The sequence below is a fragment of the Streptomyces sp. NPDC051136 genome, assembly GCF_044455745.1.
In the GTDB taxonomy this organism is placed as follows: Bacteria; Actinomycetota; Actinomycetes; order Streptomycetales; family Streptomycetaceae; genus Streptomyces.
In genome coordinates this window covers 133583-149435 of sequence record NZ_JBITFE010000007.1, presented here as the reverse complement: position 1 = coordinate 149435, position 15853 = coordinate 133583, and the positions used below count along the sequence as shown (strand labels likewise).

The window sequence follows — 15853 nt, the reverse complement described above, 5'->3', positions numbered from 1 at the left end:
GCCCCGCGGCTACTCCCCGCTGCCCGCCCGCATCGCCGTCAGCTGGATCTGGGCGAGGACGTCCTTGGGGCTGCCCCCGGGGGCGACCGCCTGGCCGATGCGCTTCTTGACGTCCGCGCTGACCGAGGCCCAGGAGGTCTTGCCCACCGGGTACAGCTCGGAGAGCAGCAGCTCGTCGAGGAACGGCTTGAGCTTCTCGTCCTCCGCCGCGCCGCTCATGGTCCGCGACGCCGAGGTGGTGACCGGCAGCAGGTCGTACTCGCGGGAGAAGTCGACGACGTTCTCCTCGCTGTAGACGAAGTCGAGGAACTCGCCGATCTCCTTCTGGTGGCCGTTCTTCTTGAAGGCCGTCATCCAGTCGGTGACACCGAGGGTGTTCTCGCTCTCGCCGTCGGCGCCGGGGGTGGTCACCATGCCGTACTTCACGCCCTTGCCGGACGCCATTTTCATCAGCGAGGGGTGCCCGTTGAGCATGCCGACGTCCCCGTTCGCGAAGGCGGCGAAGGCGTCGGCGCGGTCGAGCTTGCCGGGGGCGACCGGGCCGGTCAGGCCCTTGGCGACCAGTTCGTCGCGCAGCCAGGTGAAGGTGGTGACGTTCTGCGGGGAGTCGACGGAGTAGGTGCCGACGTCGTCGGTGTAGCCGCCGCCCCCGCTGAGCATCCACTGCATCGTCTCGGCCTGCGCCTCCTCGGCGCCCAGCGGCAGGGCGTACGGGTACTTCACGCCCTTCTCCTTGAGCGCCTCGGCGGCCTCGGCGAGGTCGTCCCAGGACGTGGGCGGGGTGACGCCGGCCCGGGCGAAGAGGGTCTTGTTGTAGAAGAGCACCCGGGTGGAGGCGGCGAAGGGCAGGCCGTACTGCACGCCGTTGACCTGGCCGGCCCCGGCCAGCTGGGAGACGAAGTCGGCCTGGACCGGGATGGAGAGCACATCGTCGGCCCGGTAGAGCAGGTCCTGGTCCGCGTAGTCGGAGTAGGCGCCGATCTGCGCCATGTCGGGGGCCTTGCCGGCCTCGACCAGCTCGCGGACCTCGCGGTCCACGTCGCTCCAGGAGTGGACGGTGACGTCCACGTGCACGTCGGGGTTCTTGGCCTCGTAGGACTTCACCAGCTCGTCCCAGTACTTCTGGGAGCTGTTGTCCTTGCTGTCGCCGTAGTCGGCGGCGACGAGTTTCAGCGTCACCTCTCCGGAGTCGCCGGTGAGGCCGCAGCCGCCGAGGACCGCCGTCATGCCCAGTGCGGACACCACCGCGATCGTTCCTGTCCTACGCCGCTGCACCTGTTCCCCAACCCTGCCGACGACTCGTCGTTCACCGCGCGCCGTCCACTCGCGTCGTCCCCCGCGTCGTACACCCGCGTTGTTCTCTGCTCGTTCGCGCGTTCGCTTACCGGATTAAGGTCTACACCACGTAAGTGGACTAGACCTCTCCCGGGTAGACGGGCCACACTGTCCCCGTGAGACATGTCATCGCCCTCGATGTGGGCGGCACCGGGATGAAGGCCGCCCTGGCGGGGCCGGGGGGCGAGCTGCTGCACCAGGCGCGCCGGGCCACCGGCCGCGAGCGGGGCCCCGAGGCGGTCGTCGCGGGCATCCTCGACTTCGCCGCCGAACTGCGGGCCTACGGCGCCGACCGCTTCGGCGAGCCGGCCCGCGCCGCCGGTGTCGCCGTGCCCGGCATCGTCGACGCCGAGCAGGGCGTCGCCGTGTACGCGGCCAACCTCGGCTGGCGCGACGTACCGCTGCGGGCGCTGCTCACTGAACGGCTCGGCTCCGTTCCGGTCGCCCTCGGCCACGACGTGCGCACCGGCGGGCTCGCCGAGGGCCGGATCGGTGCCGGCCGGGGCGCCGACCGGTTCCTGTTCGTACCGCTGGGCACCGGGATCGCGGGCGCCATCGGCATCGACGGACGCGTCGAGGCGGGCGCCCACGGCTTCGCGGGCGAGATCGGCCACGTCGTCGTGCGCCCCGGCGGCATCGCCTGTCCGTGCGGGCAGCGCGGCTGCCTCGAGCGGTTCGCCTCCGCGTCGGCGGTCAGCCAGGCGTGGGCCCAGGCCTGCGGCGACCCGGCGGCGGACGCCGCCGACTGCGCCAAGGCCGTCGAGTCGGGCGACGCCCGTGCGCTCGCCGTGTGGCAGGACGCGGTGGACGCGCTCGCCGACGGGCTGGTCGCCGCGCTCACTCTGCTGGACCCGCGGGTCCTGATCATCGGTGGCGGCCTCGCCGAGGCGGGGGAAACCTTGTTCACACCGCTGCGGGACGCCGTCCGGCGGCGCGTCACCTTCCAGAAGCTGCCGGAGATCGTCCCCGCCGCACTCGGGGACACCGCCGGCTGCCTGGGTGCCGGGCTGATGGCCTGGGACCTGCTCGCCGCCGCCGCGACGGCGCCCGGCACCACCGCCACGACTTCCACGACCGCGACTCCCCCGGAGGTAACCACCTGATGGCCCCAAGCAAGGTTCTCGCCGGTGCCCGGGTGGTACTTCCCACCGGGACCGTGGACGACGGCCGCGTGATCGTCGACGGCACGCGGATCGTGGACACGGCTCCCCCGCAGGCCCAGGTCGTCGACCTGTCGGGGCACTGGGTGGTCCCCGGGTTCGTCGACATCCACAACCACGGGGGCGGCGGCGCCTCCTTCGCCGGCGGCACCGCCGAGGAGGTCCTCAAGGGCGTCGAGACCCACCGCAGGCACGGCACCACCACGGTGGTGGCCTCCGCCGTCACCGGTGACCTGGACTTCCTCGCCCGGCACGCCGGGATGCTGGCCGAGCTCGCGCAGCAGGGCGACATCGTTGGCATCCACTTCGAGGGGCCGTTCATCTCCCCCTGCCGCAAGGGCGCCCACGACGAGCAGCTGCTGCGCGACCCGGACCCGGCCGAGGTGCGCAAGCTGGTCGACGCGGCGCACGGGCACGCGAAGATGATGACGCTGGCGACCGAGCTGCCGGGCGGCCTGGACTCCGTACGGCTGCTCGTCGAGCACGGCGTGATCGCGGCCGTCGGGCACACCGACGCCACCTACGAGCAGACCGTGCGGGCCATCGACGCGGGCGCCACCGTCGCCACCCACCTCTTCAACGCGATGCCCCCGGTCGGCCACCGCGCCCCGGGACCGATCACGGCGCTGCTGGAGGACGAGCGGATCACCGTCGAGCTGATCAACGACGGCACGCACCTGCACCCGGCCGCGCTGCAACTGGCCTTCCACCACGCGGGTGCCTCCCGGGTCGCGTTCATCACCGACGCGATGGACGCGGCCGGCTTCGGCGACGGCCGCTATCTGCTCGGCCCGCTGGAGGTCGAGGTCGCCGACGGCGTGGCCCGGCTGGTGGAGGGCGGCTCGATCGCGGGCTCGACGCTCACCCTGGACCGCGCGTTCAAGCGGGCGGTGACCGTCGACCGGCTGCCCGTCGGGGACGTCGTCGCGGCGATCTCGGCCAACCCGGCGCGGCTGCTGGGCCTGGACGACCGGATCGGCTCCCTGGAGCCCGGCAAGGACGCCGACCTGGTGGTTCTGGACGACACCTTCGACCTGGTGGGCGTGATGCGCCGGGGCGAATGGGTGGTCGATCCCCAACTGGGCTGATCCGTCCCCGACTCCACCCCGGGGCGGGCCGGTGACGACCGCTCCGGGGGCTGGGCCGACCGCCGCCCGTTTGGCATGATCGTGTCGTGGAGCACGGCTCCGCGGACACATCCAGCCGCAGACGATCGGGGGAGGTCGGCACGGTGATCCTCACCGTCACTCTCAACACCGCGCTCGACATCACCTACCGCGTCCAGGGCTTCAGGCCGCACGCCTCCCACCGGGTGACCGAGGTGACCGAGCGGCCCGGCGGCAAGGGGCTGAACGTGGCCCGGGTGCTGGCGGCCCTCGGGCACGAGGTGACCGTCACCGGCTTCGCGGGCGGCACCACCGGGGACGTCGTCAGCGAGCGGCTGGCCGGGGTGCCCGGGGTGAGCGACGCGCTCGTGCCGGTCGCGGGCGCGACCCGGCGGACCGTCGCCGTCGTCGACGAGCGCACCGGCGACACCACCCAGCTCAACGAGCCGGGCCCGGCCGTGGCGCCCGCCGAGTGGTCCGCATTCCAGGAGGCGTACGCGGACCTGCTGACCGGCGCCGCCGCGGTGGCCCTGTGCGGCAGCCTGCCGCCGGGGGTCCCGGTGGGCGCCTACGCCGGGCTGGTGCGCACCGCGCGCTCCGCGGGCGTGCCGGTGCTGCTCGACACCAGCGGGGAGCCGCTGCGGCGGGGCCTGGCCGCCCGCCCGGACCTGATCAAGCCGAACGCCGACGAGCTGGCCGAGCTGACCGGCACGCACGAACCGCAGCGGGCCGCGCAGGCCGCCCGGCGCCGCGGTGCCCGCTCGGTGGTCGCCTCGCTCGGCGCGGAGGGGCTGCTCGCGGTGACCCCGGAGGGCCGCTGGCGCGCCGCCCCGCCGGCCCACGTCCGCGGCAACCCGACCGGCGCGGGCGACTCCGCGGTGGCGGGCCTGCTCTCCGGTCTGGTGGAGCACCTGCCCTGGCCGCAGACGCTGGCCCGGGCGGTGGCCCTGTCGGCGGCGACGGTGCTGGCGCCGGTGGCGGGCGAGTTCGACCGGGCGGCGTACGAGGAGCTGCTCGGGCGCGGGGTCGCGGTGACGGCGGAGGCGGGCGCGGCCTGACCCGCCGGGACCGCCTGTCCCGCCGGGATCGACCGACCGGCCGGGATCGACCGACCGGCCGGGACCGGCTGCCCGGCCGGACTCGCAGGCCGGGCCGGTCCTAGTCCTTGACCTGGCCCTTCTTCAGGGAGAACTGGTCCAGCAGGACGTTGCACTTGTCGCCGTCGGCGCAGGACAGCGTGACGGTGTTGGTGCCCTTGTTGAGGGTCGGCCAGGCGTAGGTCTTGGTCCAGCCCTTGGCGAAGTCGCCGTCCTCGGCGTGCGCGAAGTTGCCGAGGTTGAGCTTGCTGCCGAACTCCTTGCCGTTGACCGTCAGGGTCATCGACTGGTCCTCGCCGGCCGCGCTGTACGTGGTGAACAGGGTGTACAGGCCGTCCTCGGGGATGCCGTTGACCGTCCAGGTGACGGAGGCGCCCGGCTGGTTCAGGTTGGCCACGTAGACGCCGCCGTCCGACTGGGCGCCCTCGACGTCCGAGGCGAGGGAGGCCGGGCCGCCCAGCCGCATGGCCTTCGCCTCGACGGAGGGCAGCTCGACCTCGTCGTCGCCGCCGTCGCTCGCCGACGGGCTCGGCTCGCTGCTCTGGGACTGGGTGGGGGTGGTGTCGCCGCCCGCCTCGTCGCCGCCCTTGTCGTCGTCGGTGCCGCTGCTCGTCATGGCCACGGCGATGCCGATGACCACGGCGGCGACGACCGCCACCGCGCCGATCAGCAGGCCCTTGGTGTTGGGGCCGCGACGCCCGCCGCCCCCGCCGTGCCCGGACGGCTGCTGCGGGCCCGCGGCGCCGCCGCCCCCGCCGGGGAGGGTCTCCGGGGCCGCGTAGTGCGCGTTCGGCTGCCCGTACGCGCCCTGCGGCTGGCCGTAGGCGCCCTGCTGGGGCGGGGCGGCCTGGCCGTAGGCGGCGGTCTGCGTGCCCTGGGCCTGCGGTGCGCCGTACTGCCGTGTGCCGACGGGACGCACCCGGTTGACCGAGTTCGGGTAGCCGTAGCCACCGGACGGCGGCTGGGCCCCGTTGGCCTGCCCGTCGGCGTAGAGGTAGCCGAAGGGGTCGTCGTCCTCGGGCGTGCTCGCGCCGTTGTTGCCGGGCGTCATCCCTAGGTCTCCTAACCAGATGCGTTGCGTGGTGCGGTATGGGTGTGTGAGAGAGCGAGCCTACCCGCTCCCGCTGCCCCAAACGGGTGACTCACACCGCATCAGCGCACTGACCTGCGGTTCATCCGGCCCGACGATGTTGTTTGGGACGAGATCGTTTCTCGACGTACATCCGCTCGTCAGCCGACTTCAGCACCTCGTCCGCCGTCATGCCGCAGTGGGCCCAGCCGATGCCGAAACTGGCGCCCACCCGGACGGCCCGGCCCTCGGCCCTGATCGGCTGGATGATCTCGCCCCGCAGCCGTACGGCGAGGTCCTGGGCGTCGGCCCGGCCGAGCCCGTTGGCGAGGATCACGAACTCGTCGCCGCCGAGCCGGGCCACGGTGTCGCCGTCGCGGACGCCGCCGCTGAGCCGCCGGGCGACCTCGATGAGCACGGCGTCGCCCGCGTTGTGACCGAACCGGTCGTTGATCGACTTGAAGCCGTCCAGGTCGCAGAAGAGGACGGCGAGCCCCTTGGTGCCGTCGTCGCGGCCGTCCTCGGGTGCCACGGCGTGCACGTGGTGGTCGAAGGCGCCGTACGGCTCGGCGGCGGCGCCGAAGTCGAAGGTGTGGCCGCCGGAGTCGAACACGGCGGAGTGCCCGTAGGCGGCGTCCATGGCGTCGGCCACGGCCGCGTGCGAGGACTGCGGGCGCTGGCACAGCCGGGCGGCGAGGCGGGAGCGCAGCTCGGCGCTGTTCGGCAGGCCGGTGAGGGAGTCGTGGGAGGCGCGGTGGGCGAGCTGGAGCTCGCGGCGCTTGCGCTCCTCGATGTCCTCGACGTGGGTGAGCAGGAAGCGCGGCCCGTCGGCGGCGTCGGCGACGACGCTGTTGCGCAGCGAGACCCAGACGTAGGTGCCGTCGCGGCGGCCCAGGCGCAGCTCGGCCCGGCCGCCCTCGGCGGAGGTGCGCAGCAGGGTGCCGATGTCCTCGGGGTGGACCAGGTCGGAGAAGGCGTAGCGGCGCATCGCGGAGGCGCGGCGGCCCAGCAGGCGGCACAGCGCGTCGTTGGTGCGCAGGATGCGTCCGTGCTGGTCGCCGCCCATCTCGGCGATGGCCATGCCGGAGGGGGCGTACTCGAAGGCCTGCCGGAAGCTCTCCTCGCTGGCCCTGAGCGCCTGCTGGTCGCGCTCCAGGCGGACCAGGGCGCGCTGCATGTTGGAGCGGAGGCGGGCGTTGCTGATCGCGATGGCGGCCTGGAAGGCGTACATCTGCAGCGCCTCGCGGCCCCAGGCGCCGGGTCGGCGGCCGTTGCGCGGCCGGTCCACGGACAGGACGCCGATCAGCTCCCCGCTGTTGCCGCCGCCCAGCGGGCCCGGCGCGTACATCGGGGCGAAGAGCCGGTCCGAGGGGTGCCACTCGTCCTCGAAGCGGGGCGCGGGCCCGTCGGTGTACCACTGCGGGACGTCGTCGTCGTCGAGGACCCAGCCCTCGGTGTGGGGTATGAAGATCAGGTCGCCCCACTGCTCGCCCATGTTCAGGCGCCGGTCCCAGGACGCGCGGGAGCCCGAGCGGCCGGTGATGAGCGCCTCGGCGGCCTGGTTGCCGGCGAAGGCGGCGACGACGAGATCGCCGTCGGGGCCGACCAGGTTGACGCACGCCAGCTCGTAGCCGAGGGCCTGCACGACGCCGTCGGCGACGGCCTGCAGGGTGTCGGCCAGGCTGCGGGCCTTGTTCATGTCGGCCATGGCCTGGTGCAGCTGCCGCAGGGAGGCCAGGCGGACATAGGGCTCAGAGTCGGTCTCCATGCTCGCCCTCCCCCCGAGACCTCGCAGTGAATCAAGGGTGCTCTTCGGCACCTTTACCGACGGTGCCCTTGCAGGTTCCCCGCCACTGAATCACAGCGCGCTCCCCACTCGGTACACAGGGTCAACAATTACCGCTTCTTGTGACTCAAGTCACAGCGAAACATGAACAATTGAGTGGGGTTTCCGCGTTTTCTCTGTGCGTTTACCGAACGCAAAGTTTGTAGGTATGCGCACATCTCCGCGCGACTCCTTCTGTGGTCCTAGGTCCTGTTTCGGACCGGGGCCCGATGTCCCGCCGATCTCCCGGAGATTAGCGTGGCGGAGTGCCGAATACCGCGTCTCTCACGCCCCTTGCGTCCCCGTTCCCGTCGCCCGCCTCCGGGCATGCTGAGGGGGTGAGCAACGAGGAGTTCCGTGCCGCCATGTCCCGGCTGGCCTCGGGCGTGGTCCTGGTGACCGCGCAGGAGCCGCCGCTGGACCCCGACGACCCGCTGGCCCCGCGCGGCGAGGACGTCGGCATGACGGCCACCGCCTTCATGTCGGTGTCCCTGGACCCGCCGCTGGTCCTGGTCAGCCTGCGCGAGGGCTCCCGCATGGACGACCTGCTGGACGAGCAGCCCCTGTGGGCCGTCTCCGTCCTCGCCGAGAGCCAGCGGCACATCGCGGGCCGCTTCGCGATGAAGGGCCGCGTCAGCGACCGCCTGCTGTTCGCGGACATCCCGTACACGCGGGGCGGGGCGACCGGGGCGCCCCTGGCGGGCGGCGCCCTCGCGACGCTGGAGTGCCGCACCGAGCAGCGGGTGCCGGCCGGGGACCACACCCTGGTGATCGGCCGGGTCCTGACCGCCGCACTGCCGAGCGCGGACGGAGGACCGCTGGCGTACTTCCGGGGGCGCTACCGGCAGCTGGGCTGACCGGACATCGGCTCGTCCGAGGGGCGGGCGCGCCGGCCCGGAGCGCGCCCGACACGACCGGCCACGGCTCCGACCGCAACCGATCACTTCCGCGAACCTCGCCGCCGCCCTCGGCATCCGGGCGCGCCCGGACCAGGAGGTGCCGGCCGGACAGCGTCCCGCGCCCCGGCCCGACCGGGTCTCAGTCCCAGTTCTTCGGGGAGCGGCCGCGCTTGGTCTGGGAGCGCTCCTTCTTCTTCCGCAGCCGACGCTCGTTGATGCCGCGCGGGACGCGGGTCGGCCTGCGGGGCCGGGGCGGGGGCGCGGTGGCCTCGGCGAGCAGGGCGGCGAGGCGTACGGCGGCGGTCTCGCGGTTGCGCCACTGGGAGCGGTGCTCGGAGGCGCGGACGGTGACGACGCCGTCGGTCAGGCGCCCGGCCAGCCGCTCCAGCGCCCGCTGCTTCCACACCTCGGGCAGGGCCTCGGTCCGCGCCAGGTCGAACCGCAGTTCCACCGCGGTGTCCGTGGTGTTGACGTGCTGTCCGCCGGGCCCCGAGGAACGCGAGAAACGCCAGACGAGCTCGGCCTCGGGCAGGGAGACGGAGCCGCGGATGACATGGGGACCGGACATGCCCTCCATGTTCCCGCCCCCGGACGGCCCACGTCACCCCAATATCCCGGCCCCGGCACCTCCCGGTGTCCGGGCCCGCCCACGGGTCCCGGCTCCGCCGCCTCGGTAAAGAAAGTAAAGAGAGGCGGAACCTTGTGGACCCCCCTCGACGTTCTTGGTGGTAGCTGTAGCTTTCTTGCCGTACGTAAACGAGGGAAGGGACTCCCAACAATGGCTGTAAGCCTGTCCAAGGGTGGCAACGTCTCGCTCACCAAGGAGGCTCCGGGCCTGACCGAAGTCACCGTGGGGCTCGGCTGGGACGTCCGCACCACCACCGGCACCGACTTCGACCTCGACGCCTCCGCGATCGCGGTCAACACGCAGGGCAAGGTCTACTCCGACGCCCACTTCGTCTTCTTCAACAACAAGCAGACCCCGGACAACACCATCGTCCACACCGGTGACAACCGCACCGGCGAGGGCGCCGGCGACGACGAGGCGATCAACGTCAACCTGGCCGGTCTGCCGGCCGACATCGAGAAGATCGTCTTCCCGGTCTCGATCTACGACGCGGAGAACCGCTCGCAGAACTTCGGCCAGGTGCGCAACGCGTACATCCGCATCGTCAACCAGGCCGGCGGTGCCGAGATCGCCCGCTACGACCTGTCGGAGGACGCGGCCACCGAGACCGCCATGGTCTTCGGCGAGCTGTACCGCAACGGTGCCGAGTGGAAGTTCCGCGCCGTCGGCCAGGGCTACGCCTCGGGCCTGGTGGGCATCGCCCAGGACTTCGGCGTGAACGTCTGACGTTCACCCGCCCGTCCGTCCCTTGCGGAGGCCCCCCGGATGTCCGGCCGGGGGGCCTTCCGCGTCCCGTCGGCACGATCGGGGCCACGGAACGCGGTGACGGGACGGCTATGCGGTGCGGTGAGCAGGGCGGGCGGCGAGGAGGGCGGGGCCTCAGGGCAGCAGGCGCTGTTCCTTGGCCACCGCGACCGCTCCCGTGCGGGTGTCGACGCCGAGCTTGCCGTAGATGCGGCGCAGGTGCGTCTTCACCGTGGCCTCGCTGATGAACAGGGCGCGGGCGATCTCCCGGTTGCCCAGGCCGGTGGCGAGCTGGGCCAGGATGTCGCGCTCGCGGTCGGTGAGGGAGGGACGCGGGCTGCGCAGGCCGGCCATGACCCGGCCGGCGACCGGCCCGGAGAGCGTCGTGCGGCCCCGGGCGGCGGCGTGGATGGCCGCGAACAGCTCCTCGGGCCGTTCGGCCTTGAGCAGGTAGCCCGTCGCGCCCGCCTCGATGGCGCGGGTGATGTCGGCGTCGGTGTCGTACGTGGTGAGCACCAGGACGTGCGGGGCGCGGCCGCCGGTCCCCGTGGTGAGGCGGCGGGTGGTCTCCACGCCGTCGATGCCCGCGCCGAGCTGGAGGTCCATCAGCACGACGTCCGGCGCCAGCCGTGCGGTGAGCGCGAGCGCCTCCTCGCCGGTGCCCGCCTCGCCGACCACCTCGATGCCGGGGGCGCTGTCGAGCAGGGCGAGCAGCCCGGCGCGTACGACGACGTGGTCGTCGCAGACCAGGATGCGCACGGGGGCGGGCCCGCCGTCTGCCGGGTCGGTCATCGGGGTGCCTCCTGCGGGTCGGCCGGGTCCGCCGGGCCGGTCGGGGTCGCCGTCAGGGGCACGGCGGCGGACAGGGCGGTGCCCTCGCCGGGCGCGGACTCGACGGTCAGGGTGCCGCCGAGCTGGCGCAACCGGGCGCGCATGGCGGGCAGTCCGTGTCCCCGCACCCCGGCGGGGGTGCCGGACGGCTGCGCCGGGTCGAAGCCGTGCCCGTCGTCGGTGACGTCCAGGACGACCTCGTCGTCGAGCAGGGTGAGGCTGAGCACGGCGCTCGACGCCCCCGCGTGCTCACGGACGTTGGCCAGGGCGCCCTGGGCGATGCGCAGCAGGGCCGACTGGACGCGGTCGGGCACCGCGGGGACGCGCGCGTCGTCGTCGACGTGCACGCGCACGGTCAGGTGGTCGCCGGACTCCCGCGCGGCCAGGGTCCGCAGCGCCGCCTCCAGGCCACCGCCGCGGGCGAGGTCGGCCGGGGCCAGGTCGTGCACGAAGCGGCGGGCCTCGGCCAGGTTGTGCTCGGCGACGGAGGCGGCCCCCCGGACGTGGGCGCGGGCCTTGTCCCGGTCCGACTCCCAGACCCGCTCGGCGGCCTGGAGCAGCATCCGCTGGCTGGACAGACCCTGGGCGAGGGAGTCGTGGATCTCCATGGACAGCCGCTGGCGTTCGGCGAGGGTGCCCTCGCGGCGTTCGGAGGCGGCGAGTTCGCGGCGGGTGCGGAGCAGGTCGTCGATCAGGGCACGCTGCCGGGCCGCCTGCCGTTCGGTGTGCAGGAAGACGGCCGCGGCGATGGCGGCGACGGCGGGCGGGGCGAGCAGCAGGTTCGGGTCGAAGCCTCCCGCGAGCCGCAGCTGCGCGGCGACGACGAACACCGTCAGGACGGTGACCAGGACCAGCGCCGCCCGGGCCGGCAGGGTGCGCAGGCCGGTGTAGAAGAGGGGCACCGCACACCAGGCGAAGCTGGGCGCCAGCACGACCAGCACCATCCAGACCACGACCACCGGCCCCAGCCGGGCCAGGCGCCGTGCGACGGGCGGGGCGCCGGGGCCGGGCGCCGCGGTGCCGTCCAGGACGGGCCCCAGCAGGTGCAGCACCGCGAGGGTCAGGGACAGGGCCAGGACCCACGGGGTGCGGGGCTCACCGGGGTGGCGCAGCAGGAAGCGGGCGAGGGCACCACCGAGCAGGAGGAAGAACGCCGCGTGCATCACGGCGCCCAGCCACCGGCCGTCCGCGTCGTACGACTTCGGCATCCGGTCTCCGCCTCCTCCCGCCCGTCTCGCGCCGCGCTGCTCCCCAACCTGCCGGTAGGGAACCGCTGAGCTGCGCGAACACTCCCATGGTGCCCTCTTCGGGCCCCCCGCGGGTCAACCGATCGGACGACCCCGCCGTCATCCGTTCCGTCCCCGGGGAGCAGCCGGAACGACGACCGTCCGGCCCCGGTGCGGGCCGGAGAGTGGAAGCACGCAACCGAACGTTCCCATCCGGAGGAGCAGCCCGCCATGAAGAAGACCCTCTCCCGCCGTGCCCGCGTCGCCACCGGCGGTGCCGTGCTCGCCGCCGTCGCCGCCGGCACCTTCGGCACGGTCGCCGCGAACGCCTCCGCGCCCGAAGCGGCCCCGGACCCGGCGGCGGCCGCCGCTCCCGCCGTGGCCGGCAAGCGCGACACCACCACCTCCACCCACCTGACGACCGCCGCGGCGACCGAGGCGGCGCAGGCCGCGCTGCGGGCCGCCGGGAAGGAGGGGCAGCGGATCACGGTCGCGGTCGTCGACCGCAACGGCAACACGATCGTCACCCTGCGCGGTGACGGCGCCGGCCCGCAGTCGTACGAGTCGGCCGAGCGGAAGGCGTACACCGCGGTCTCCTGGAACGCCCCGACCAGCGAACTGGAGGGCCGCCTGGAGAACGCCCCGAACCTGAAGGACATCCCGGGCACCCTGTTCCTGGGCGGCGGCGTCCCGGTCACCGCCGGCAAGGCGCCGATCGCCGGCATCGGCGTCGCGGGTGCCCCGTCCGGCACCCTCGACGAGAAGTTCGCCCGGGCCGGTGCGGCGGCGCTGAACTAGCACCGCCGGACCGTCCCCCGGTCCCCAACAACCGCTCCCAGCGGGCGTTTCACGTGAAACACCCCATAGGATCACGAGGTGCGCACCCACCGTCTGTTCGTCACCGCCGCCACCGTCCTCGCCCTCGCGGCATGCAGTGGCGGCGGCGCGGTCGACGGCCACCCCGGCGGCTCGGGCGTGCGCGACCCGTACTTCCCGAAGGCGGGCAACGGGGGCTACGACATCGGCCACTACGACCTGGCCCTGGACTACGCCCCCGCGGACGACCCCGGGGGCGACGCCGAGGGGGACACCGAGGCCGGGCACCTCTCCGGCACCGCCACGATCACCGCCCGCGCGACCCGCGACCTGTCCGCCTTCGACCTCGACCTCAAGGGCCTGGACGTCGAGAAGGTCACCGTGGAGGGCCGGGACGCCCGCTTCAACCGGGCCGGGCAGGAACTGACCGTCCGGCCGGCCGACGAGCTGAAGGACGGGGAGACCTTCCGGGTGACGGTCCGTTACTCCGGCGAGCCGGAGACGATCACCGACGCCGACGACTCCGAGGAGGGCTGGCTGCCCACCGCCGACGGCGCGGTGGGACTGGGCGAGCCGACGGGCTCCATGGCGTGGTTCCCCGGTAGTCACCACCCGTCCGACAAGGCCACGTACGACGTCGCGGTGACCGTGCCGGAGGGCCTCGGCGCGGTCTCCAACGGCGAGTTGCGCGACGAGCGCACCCGAGGCGGCCGTACGACGTTCACCTGGCACACCGCGGAGCCGGTGGCGAGCCATGTCGTCACGGTCGCGGTCGGCGAGTGGAAGACCGACCGCTCCACCACGGACGACGGTCTGCCCGTGTACACGGCCGTGGACCCGACGCAGGCCGACGCGAGCCGCGAGGTCCTGAAGCAGATCCCCGAGATCATGGACTGGGCGCAGGAGAACTTCGGCCCCTACCCCTTCTCCTCCACCGGCGCGATCGTCGACCGCGACGAGGACGCCGAGTACGCCCTGGAGACCCAGAACCGGCCCTACTTCCCCGGCGCCCCCGACACCGTGCTGCTCGTCCACGAACTCGCCCACCAGTGGTACGGGAACTCCGTCAGCCCGAAGACCTGGCGGGACATGTGGCTCAACGAGGGCTTCGCCACCTACGCGGAATGGCTGTGGGAGGAGGACCACGGCGGCGACACGGCCCAGGAGACCTTCGAGGCGCTCTACGACGGCACCTACTACGACGACGAGGACGAGAACGACTCGGTCTGGGCCTTTCCGCCCGCGGACCCGCCCGACGCGGCGCACCTCTCCGACAGCCCCGTCTACCAGCGGGGCGCGATGGTCCTGCACAAGATCCGCGAGACGGTCGGCGACGACGCCTTCTGGGAGCTGCTGAGCGGCTGGTCCGCCGCCCACCGGCACGGCAACGCGGACACCGCGGACTTCACGGCGTACGTGGAGAAGTCGGCGCCGGACGAGGACTTCACGGAGATCTGGGCGGACTGGCTGCGCGGGGACGGCAGGCCCGAGGCCCCCTGAGGCGGTGCCGGTGCGCCGTCTCAGCCCTCGAAACCGTCGAGCAGCAGGGCCAGGTCGGGCGGCCAGAGCGGCTCGGGTGCCCCGGCGAGTTCGGCCGGGGTCCACCAGCGCCAGGTGAGGATGCCGTCCGCGGCGTGGGCGGCGGCTAGGTGCGGGCCGGTGGGCTCGCGGCGGGGGCCGTGGGCGACGTAGATGTGCTCGTACTGGCGGACGGGACCGACGCTCAGGTGGGTGAAGTCGTGTTCCCAGGTGCACAGCAGGGGGCCCGGCTCCAGGTCGGTCCAGCCGGTCTCCTCGCGCACCTCGCGCAGGGCGCCCTCGCGGGGGCCCTCGTCCGCCTCCAGACCGCCGCCGGGCATCGCCCAGTGCACGCCGACCTCGACGTTGTCGTAGCGCAGGAGGAAGACCGCGCCCTCGGGGTCGAGCACGCCGACCCGGGCGGCCCGGCGCGGGGTGCGCGCGATGCCGCTCTCCAGCTCCCTGCGCAGCACCGTGCAGGGGCGGCCGGCGTCGTGGTCGCGGCGGTGACCGAGGGCCGTGTAGCCGAGCGCGGTCCAGAAGGCGAGCGCGCCGGTGTTGCCGTCGAGGACGGCGAGCCGTACGGCGGTGCGGCCCGCGTCGCGGAAGCGGTCCTCGACGAGGGACGCGAGCCGTCGGCCGTACCCCCTCCGGGCCAGGCCCGCGTCCACCATCAGCAGCCCGATCCACGGGTCCGGGTCCGCCGGGTCGGGGTGCCGGGCGAGGGTCACCGCGAGCCCGACCAGCCGGCCCGCGTCCCGGGCGAGCAGCACCTCGGCGCCCGGCCGCGCCAGTTCTCCGGCGAGCGCCGCCGCCACCTGCTCCGGGCGGACGTCCTCCGGGTCGGGGAAGTCGCCGCTGAGCGCGTGGAAGGCGCGCTGGGAGGCGTAGAGGGCGGTGAGTTCGGTGAGGACCGGGCCCGGGATGTCGTGGTCGGGGGTGAGGGCGAGCGGGGTGAGGATCACGGGGGCAACGTACCCGCCGCTCCGCGGCGCGGCCCGCTCCGGCGCCATGACACCATCACCCTCGTGCTCGACATCGGCTACGCCCTCTCCACCCGCTTCCCGGACCCGCCGCAGACGGACTACCGGCGCGCGGACGTCCGCGCCCTGCGCCACGACCTGTTCTGCGGGGACGTGTACCTCGCCGACACCGAGGCGGACCGGGAGCTGTCCACAGCCTGGGGATGGGTGCCGGTGCTCGACTTCGCGTGGGCGCTGTGCGACATCGTGGAGCACGTCGACCGGGACCCGGCGGGCTCCCGGGCGTCCCGGCCGCAGCGGGCGGAGCTGGACTTCACCGAGTCCACCGACCGGCTGCTCTTCGAGCGCCGCTTCGGCTGGGTCGACATCGAGGCGGAATGGCTCCCGGCGGACGAACCCCCGCTGTCCTTCTCCCACACCGAACTGCGCCGGGAGGCCCGGGACTTCCTGCACGACCTGCTCGCCGACCTCACCGACCTGCACGAGGACCTGGCGGACAACCCGGCGGTCTGGTCCCTCCAGGCCCGCTTCCCGCGGGTGACCTGAGCCCTCCCCCGAGCCGTCCGCCCCGGCCCGGCATCCCGGCGTGCGGCGCCCGGCACTCGGCATCCGGCGT

General features: G+C 73.6%; 15 protein-coding genes. 8 read left to right on the top strand and 7 right to left on the bottom strand.

Annotated features, from left to right (window positions below; translation table 11 throughout):
- Window positions 1-9: 9 nt before the first annotated feature.
- Entirely contained in the window at window positions 10-1227 is a 1218-nt protein-coding gene (locus ACIBCJ_RS21205) for an extracellular solute-binding protein (protein ID WP_362101887.1), read from the bottom strand.
- A 224-nt stretch (window positions 1228-1451) separates the two neighbouring features.
- Between ACIBCJ_RS21205 and ACIBCJ_RS21200 the strand changes: the two genes are divergently transcribed.
- From ACIBCJ_RS21200 to ACIBCJ_RS21190, 3 genes are all read left to right on the top strand, one after another.
- A complete protein-coding gene (locus tag ACIBCJ_RS21200; protein ID WP_365980784.1) occupies window positions 1452-2438 on the top strand; it encodes an ROK family protein in 987 nt (328 codons plus the stop codon).
- Window positions 2438-3583 carry an N-acetylglucosamine-6-phosphate deacetylase gene (gene nagA, locus ACIBCJ_RS21195; RefSeq protein ID WP_365980786.1) on the top strand — a complete coding sequence of 382 codons (1146 nt, stop codon included), beginning with the start codon at window positions 2438-2440 and terminating at the stop codon, window positions 3581-3583. The genes ACIBCJ_RS21200 and nagA overlap by 1 nt, the downstream gene beginning before the upstream one ends.
- 143 nt (window positions 3584-3726) lie before the next feature.
- Window positions 3727-4659, top strand: coding sequence for a 1-phosphofructokinase family hexose kinase (locus tag ACIBCJ_RS21190; protein WP_362101893.1), 933 nt, complete (start codon window positions 3727-3729; stop codon window positions 4657-4659).
- Between the two features lie 100 nt (window positions 4660-4759).
- Here ACIBCJ_RS21190 and ACIBCJ_RS21185 read toward each other — a convergent pair whose 3' ends face one another.
- Window positions 4760-5749, bottom strand: a complete 990-nt coding sequence (locus ACIBCJ_RS21185; protein WP_362101674.1) for a carbohydrate-binding protein — start codon at window positions 5747-5749, stop codon at window positions 4760-4762.
- 121 nt (window positions 5750-5870) lie between these two features.
- Window positions 5871-7535 carry a diguanylate cyclase CdgB gene (cdgB, locus tag ACIBCJ_RS21180; RefSeq protein WP_362101677.1) on the bottom strand — a complete coding sequence of 555 codons (1665 nt, stop codon included), beginning with the start codon at window positions 7533-7535 and terminating at the stop codon, window positions 5871-5873.
- Window positions 7536-7858: 323 nt separating this feature from the next.
- On the opposite strand from cdgB, the gene ACIBCJ_RS21175 reads away from it, so the two are divergent.
- A complete protein-coding gene (locus ACIBCJ_RS21175; RefSeq protein ID WP_393528964.1) occupies window positions 7859-8449 on the top strand; it encodes a flavin reductase family protein in 591 nt (196 codons plus the stop codon).
- A gap of 181 nt (window positions 8450-8630) precedes the next feature.
- Here ACIBCJ_RS21175 and arfB read toward each other — a convergent pair whose 3' ends face one another.
- Window positions 8631-9068 carry an alternative ribosome rescue aminoacyl-tRNA hydrolase ArfB gene (gene arfB / locus ACIBCJ_RS21170; protein ID WP_362101680.1) on the bottom strand — a complete coding sequence of 146 codons (438 nt, stop codon included), beginning with the start codon at window positions 9066-9068 and terminating at the stop codon, window positions 8631-8633.
- A 201-nt stretch (window positions 9069-9269) separates the two neighbouring features.
- Here arfB and ACIBCJ_RS21165 point away from each other — a divergent pair, with 201 nt between their 5' ends.
- Window positions 9270-9845, top strand: a complete 576-nt coding sequence (locus tag ACIBCJ_RS21165) for a TerD family protein (protein WP_133888889.1) — start codon at window positions 9270-9272, stop codon at window positions 9843-9845.
- A 153-nt stretch (window positions 9846-9998) separates the two neighbouring features.
- Here ACIBCJ_RS21165 and ACIBCJ_RS21160 read toward each other — a convergent pair whose 3' ends face one another.
- Both ACIBCJ_RS21160 and ACIBCJ_RS21155 read right to left on the bottom strand, forming a co-directional pair.
- Window positions 9999-10655 carry a response regulator transcription factor gene (locus ACIBCJ_RS21160; RefSeq protein WP_362101685.1) on the bottom strand — a complete coding sequence of 219 codons (657 nt, stop codon included), beginning with the start codon at window positions 10653-10655 and terminating at the stop codon, window positions 9999-10001.
- Window positions 10652-11902, bottom strand: coding sequence for a sensor histidine kinase (locus ACIBCJ_RS21155; protein ID WP_365980787.1), 1251 nt, complete (start codon window positions 11900-11902; stop codon window positions 10652-10654). Before ACIBCJ_RS21155 ends, ACIBCJ_RS21160 begins: the two co-directional genes overlap by 4 nt.
- 249 nt (window positions 11903-12151) lie before the next feature.
- Between ACIBCJ_RS21155 and ACIBCJ_RS21150 the strand changes: the two genes are divergently transcribed.
- Window positions 12152-12718: a heme-binding protein gene (locus ACIBCJ_RS21150; protein WP_362509960.1), complete on the top strand. Its 567-nt coding sequence runs from the start codon at window positions 12152-12154 to the stop codon at window positions 12716-12718.
- A gap of 78 nt (window positions 12719-12796) precedes the next feature.
- A complete protein-coding gene (locus ACIBCJ_RS21145; RefSeq protein ID WP_362509963.1) occupies window positions 12797-14236 on the top strand; it encodes a M1 family metallopeptidase in 1440 nt (479 codons plus the stop codon).
- 20 nt (window positions 14237-14256) lie between these two features.
- On the opposite strand, the gene ACIBCJ_RS21140 is transcribed toward ACIBCJ_RS21145, so the two are convergent.
- Entirely contained in the window at window positions 14257-15219 is a 963-nt protein-coding gene (locus tag ACIBCJ_RS21140) for a bifunctional GNAT family N-acetyltransferase/NUDIX hydrolase (RefSeq protein WP_365980788.1), read from the bottom strand.
- Between the two features lie 63 nt (window positions 15220-15282).
- Between ACIBCJ_RS21140 and ACIBCJ_RS21135 the strand changes: the two genes are divergently transcribed.
- Window positions 15283-15783: a hypothetical protein gene (locus tag ACIBCJ_RS21135; RefSeq protein ID WP_362101699.1), complete on the top strand. Its 501-nt coding sequence runs from the start codon at window positions 15283-15285 to the stop codon at window positions 15781-15783.
- Window positions 15784-15853: the final 70 nt, after the last annotated feature.

Excerpts from the sequence above, each read along its gene's own strand:
- ACIBCJ_RS21205 (WP_362101887.1), bottom strand. The coding sequence starts at position 1,227 with ATGACGGCGGTCCTCGGCGGCTGCGGCCTCACCGGCGACTCCGGAGAG.
- nagA (WP_365980786.1), top strand. The coding sequence starts at position 2,438 with ATGGCCCCAAGCAAGGTTCTCGCCGGTGCCCGGGTGGTACTTCCCACC.
- ACIBCJ_RS21185 (WP_362101674.1), bottom strand. The coding sequence starts at position 5,749 with ATGACGCCCGGCAACAACGGCGCGAGCACGCCCGAGGACGACGACCCC.
- cdgB (WP_362101677.1), bottom strand. The coding sequence starts at position 7,535 with ATGGAGACCGACTCTGAGCCCTATGTCCGCCTGGCCTCCCTGCGGCAG.
- arfB (WP_362101680.1), bottom strand. The coding sequence starts at position 9,068 with ATGGAGGGCATGTCCGGTCCCCATGTCATCCGCGGCTCCGTCTCCCTG.
- ACIBCJ_RS21165 (WP_133888889.1), top strand. The coding sequence starts at position 9,270 with ATGGCTGTAAGCCTGTCCAAGGGTGGCAACGTCTCGCTCACCAAGGAG.
- ACIBCJ_RS21160 (WP_362101685.1), bottom strand. The coding sequence starts at position 10,655 with ATGACCGACCCGGCAGACGGCGGGCCCGCCCCCGTGCGCATCCTGGTC.
- ACIBCJ_RS21155 (WP_365980787.1), bottom strand. The coding sequence starts at position 11,902 with ATGCCGAAGTCGTACGACGCGGACGGCCGGTGGCTGGGCGCCGTGATG.
- ACIBCJ_RS21150 (WP_362509960.1), top strand. The coding sequence starts at position 12,152 with ATGAAGAAGACCCTCTCCCGCCGTGCCCGCGTCGCCACCGGCGGTGCC.